Here is a 4,190-nt window from a genome sequence, read left to right on the forward strand (position 1 = left end):
CCGATCGGTCCTGTTGCTCCAGTCGGTCCCGTTATTCCGGTCGGCCCCGTTTCTCCGATCGACCCCGTTATTCCAGTCGGCCCCGTTTCTCCGATCGACCCCGTTATTCCGGTTGGTCCTGTTATTCCGGTCGGCCCCGTTATTCCAGTCGGTCCTGTTGCTCCTGTTGGAATATAAATTGGTGGAAGAATCGGAAATGTAGGTCCAATATTTTCTGGGCCTATCATCCCCTTATTCAATGATAAATTGTCATTGCGTTTCAATTTAATACCTCATTCCACATGTTTTTTAATTCATACACATCATTATGACCCTATCATTAAAGAATAACTTTATAACTATTCTCTTTTTTCTTCCCAAAGAATTATTACATATATTAAACATTTTACCGTTGCTATAACCGCTTTAATTAATATAATAAATTAATCATTCTATTTAAAAAGTACTAAATCTATTACATTCTTATTTAAAAAGATGAGGTGATTTATATTCAAGATAATAATGAAATTAGAAAAAAAGAAATAATGTCAATGGCCCTTGACATTATTTTCCCTTACAGGCTTACTGGACCTACGGGGCCTACTGGAAGTACTGGGCTTACCGGGAGTACTGGGCCTACCGGAAGTACTGGGCCTACCGGAAGTACTGGGTCTATCGTTACAACAAACTCTATGTTCGCTAATAATACATCAGGTGGTCCTGTTTCAGTCATATTAGGAGGAACAAACATTCCACTTTCAAATAACCAAAGTCTTGGTAATTTTACAGTTAACGCTTCAAATGACGTATTTACAATTCCTGTAACTGGAAGATATCATTTAACCTATCAAGTTGATACGACAACCGCTCTACTTGCTGGAACTAGACTACTATTAAACGCTTCTACGCCAATTCCTGGCTCTATTTTTTCTCCCGCTTTATCAACTTCAAATTATAGTAATAATTTAATTACTAATTTAAATGCTGGTAATACAATTTCACTACAATTATTTGGTATATTATCCGTCGTGAATTTAGTTGGAGGTGGATCAACAGGTGCCTCTCTTACAATTATACGAATTGATTAAAAAATGATTCATTCTTTTTATAATAAACAATCTAAATACTCAATTGATAAATATTACGATAGTGATTACGTAATAAAAATAAATTGTACTATATCCATAGTAGAAAACATCTATACTAAATTTTCCGTATATATATTATCAATTTACACTTCCCCCATGTCGATGTTACATTAAAGATGAAGATTGTTTCTTCTTTACAGACCATCTCAATATGTATTTGAGGAACATCTCCAATCCTATACGCGAGAGCAATACTATATTGACACTCAATTGAGTGTCTTTTTTTATATTCAAAAAATAAAACCATCTCTTATAGATGGTTTTAACAATACACATTTACTTTTACTCTTTATATTATTGCCAGCTTATAAAGCTGGATAATAAATAGTCATACTTAACCGAGTTAATGTTCTTCCTGAATTAGTATAAGTATGCGGTCTATCCGCCTTAAAGCGAATTGAGTCTCCATTATTTAACGTATATTGACAATCATTTATGTCAATTGTCAATTTCCCTTCAAATACCGTTATAAACTCTTCTGTTCCTTCTTTATGCGCTTCTGAACTTAAATTCCCTTCTGTATCAATTTCAACCATATAGATTTCAAAGTTCCTATCATCTTGGAAAGGAAATGAGGGATACACCTTATATCTCCCATTGTCTTCAGACAATACTTGAACATCATTTCGTAAAACTACTTTCGTATCAGGCTGTGGATTATTAATTAAAGAGGTAAATGATACTTTCAAACCATTAGCAATTTTCCATATTGTTGTTAGTGTCGGGCTTGAATCTCCTCTTTCTATTTGTCCAATCATTGTTTTACTTACACCTGTTAATTGAGAGACCTTTTCTAAACTTAATTTTTCTTTTTCACGTATTGATTTTAAATTTTTTGCCAGAATAAGTTGAATTTCTTCCATAAAAAACACTCCTACACTGTATACAATATAACGACCGTTATGTATAATAAAAAGCACACGTTATATTGTTCTTTTTGGTCATTATAACACACAAAAAATAGGGGGTTTTGAAATGCCTATATTTTCTTTTTTGTTATTTGTATTTATAAGTAGCTTCACACCTGGTCCCAACAATTTCTTAGCTATGACATACGCAAATCAACATGGATTAAAGAGAAGTATAAACTTTTGCTTCGGAGTAGCATTCGGTTTTTTCATCCTCACTTCTTTATGCAGTTTCTTTAATATTGTATTAATTAATATTATCCCTATAATTGAATTTCCTTTAAAAATTTTAGGTGTCGCATATATGCTATATTTAGCCTTTAAAATAATTACTAGTAAAGGCGGTGCCGGTCACAATGAAAAAAATAATAAAAACTTATTTACAGTGGGTATTTTCCTTCAATTTGTTAACCCTAAAGGAATATTATTCGGACTCACAGTAGTCTCTACTTTTATACTCCCTTACTACAATTCATATTCAAGTTTTCTATTTTTCTCATTATTTCTAGGTATAGTCGGTTTACTGAGTACATTTAGTTGGAGTCTTTTTGGTTCCATGTTCCAAAAACTTTTATTAAAACATAATCAATTATTTAACATCATTATGGCTGTTTTATTAGTTTTCAGTGCCGTTTCAATCGTTATACACTAATTCGATGCTCATTTTAGATTTTGTACTTTTTAATACCACTCTTTATCAATCAGACTACTTTATATACTAATCCATCCACATACCCTATGTGGTTTAAAACTTTTAAGAGGAAACCTTCTAACAATAGGTTTCCTTCCATATCATATTAAATAAGAAGCAGGTTAAATACGGAGGTGATTTTGATTAAGACTACTTTAATTTCTCATTTTTACAATGAAGAATATTTACTTCCATGGTGGTTAATGCACCATACAAAGCTATTTGATCATGGCATTCTTATTAACCGTGGATCCACTGATCGTTCAGTTGAAATCTGTAAAACATTCGCTCCTAATTGGGAAATACGAAACTCAAAATCACTCGAATTTGATGCTTATTTAGTTGATCAAGAAGTTATGGAAATTGAAAGAGAAATTACAGGATGGAAAATGGTATTGAATACGACAGAATTCCTGTGCTGTTATAATAAAGAACAATTTTTCAAATCACTTAACACTATGAGCGGCAATATGTTTTCAATAAGAATGATTATGATGATTGATGAACCGACTCATGGCTACACTAATCCAAGATATAGCTCTCCGCTTGTTAAACAACGTTATCACGGCATAATAATTCAACCTAATCCAAACCAACTATATCTTAACGGTAGATTAATTCACAATAATTCGCACGGGAACTATAGAGTCGGGAGACATGGTTCGCATTATCCTTATAGCATTTACATGGAACCTGCTTTTATTTTTAAATTTTTTTATGGAACGATGCAATGAAAAAACGAAAATTACAAATTGGGCCGACTCTTTCTCAACATAGTGTACGACGCGGATTAGGTTCTCATCACATAACAACAGCATTATCCTTATAGCATTTACATGGAACCTGCTTTTATTTTTAAATTTTTTTATAGTCCATGGAACGATGCAATGAAAAAACGAAAATTACAAATTGGGCCGACTCTTTCTCAACATAGTGTACGACGCGGATTAGGTTCTCATCACATAACAACAATTGGAAAATTAGAAAAAAAATACAAATACTATGCAACCTTAACTACGGATCTCCGGTTATTCCCAGAATACCAAATTATATTTCCTGATCTTTGTCCTTAATGTCATGAATATTTAGTTTCGACATCCATCCGCTTTTTATTAACATACCAACTCCAACTAAATACTTTTCTCTAGTAGAAATCTGAGCTAGGACGCTTGCAGCACGCAAATTCCTCTTATTTAATCTCGTATCACTAGCCTATAATCTTTCATACCATTTCATTAAGCACTTGATGTCGGATCAGAAATAAAAAATCGTAATTCATTTGGAAAATTTTCAATTTCAGATTATATACCTTCTAAAACAAAAAATTCAAACAATAGAACCTAAACTAATGTTTGAAGTTATGGCTTTATTTTTTTCTTATTATTCACTTTAAAATCTTTTTATAATAATATCGAAAAATACGGTATAATATAAATTACTGTTCTTTAGGAGGATCACAATGGC

Annotated in this window: 4 protein-coding genes and 2 pseudogenes; 4 read left to right on the plus strand and 2 right to left on the minus strand. The window is 32.3% G+C overall.

Annotated elements, in window-relative coordinates; all coding sequences use genetic code 11:
• Nucleotides 1–263, minus strand: a 263-nt coding sequence (locus DN400_RS29025; protein ID WP_147802105.1) for an exosporium leader peptide-containing protein, incomplete at its 3' end; no start/stop codon positions are given.
• A 216-nt stretch (nucleotides 264–479) separates the two neighbouring features.
• Here DN400_RS29025 and DN400_RS29030 point away from each other — a divergent pair.
• The gene (locus DN400_RS29030; protein WP_147802106.1) at nucleotides 480–1,067 is read left to right on the plus strand and encodes a BclA C-terminal domain-containing protein; all 588 of its coding nucleotides are present in this window, start codon (nucleotides 480–482) and stop codon (nucleotides 1,065–1,067) included.
• A 365-nt stretch (nucleotides 1,068–1,432) separates the two neighbouring features.
• On the opposite strand, the gene DN400_RS29035 is transcribed toward DN400_RS29030, so the two are convergent.
• A complete protein-coding gene (locus DN400_RS29035) occupies nucleotides 1,433–2,047 on the minus strand; it encodes a helix-turn-helix domain-containing protein (protein ID WP_115609902.1) in 615 nt (204 codons plus the stop codon).
• A 55-nt stretch (nucleotides 2,048–2,102) separates the two neighbouring features.
• Here DN400_RS29035 and DN400_RS29040 point away from each other — a divergent pair, with 55 nt between their 5' ends.
• The 3 genes and pseudogenes from DN400_RS29040 to DN400_RS29050 all read left to right on the plus strand — a co-directional run.
• The gene (locus DN400_RS29040; protein WP_147802107.1) at nucleotides 2,103–2,687 is read left to right on the plus strand and encodes a LysE family transporter; all 585 of its coding nucleotides are present in this window, start codon (nucleotides 2,103–2,105) and stop codon (nucleotides 2,685–2,687) included.
• Between the two features lie 179 nt (nucleotides 2,688–2,866).
• Nucleotides 2,867–3,540, plus strand: a pseudogene (locus DN400_RS29045) (glycosyltransferase family 2 protein); the annotation flags it as partial.
• A 1-nt stretch (nucleotide 3,541) separates the two neighbouring features.
• Nucleotides 3,542–3,799 (plus strand): annotated as a pseudogene (locus DN400_RS29050) (glycosyltransferase family 2 protein); the annotation flags it as partial.
• Nucleotides 3,800–4,190 lie beyond the last annotated feature (391 nt).

Origin of the sequence: Bacillus sp. AR8-1, assembly GCF_008042345.1 — a bacterium.
Classification (GTDB): Bacteria; Bacillota; Bacilli; order Bacillales; family Bacillaceae_G; genus Bacillus_A; species Bacillus_A cereus.

What these genes read in the sequence shown, in the direction of transcription:
- DN400_RS29040 (WP_147802107.1), top strand. Translation starts at nt 2,103, where the DNA reads ATGCCTATATTTTCTTTTTTGTTATTTGTATTTATAAGTAGCTTCACA.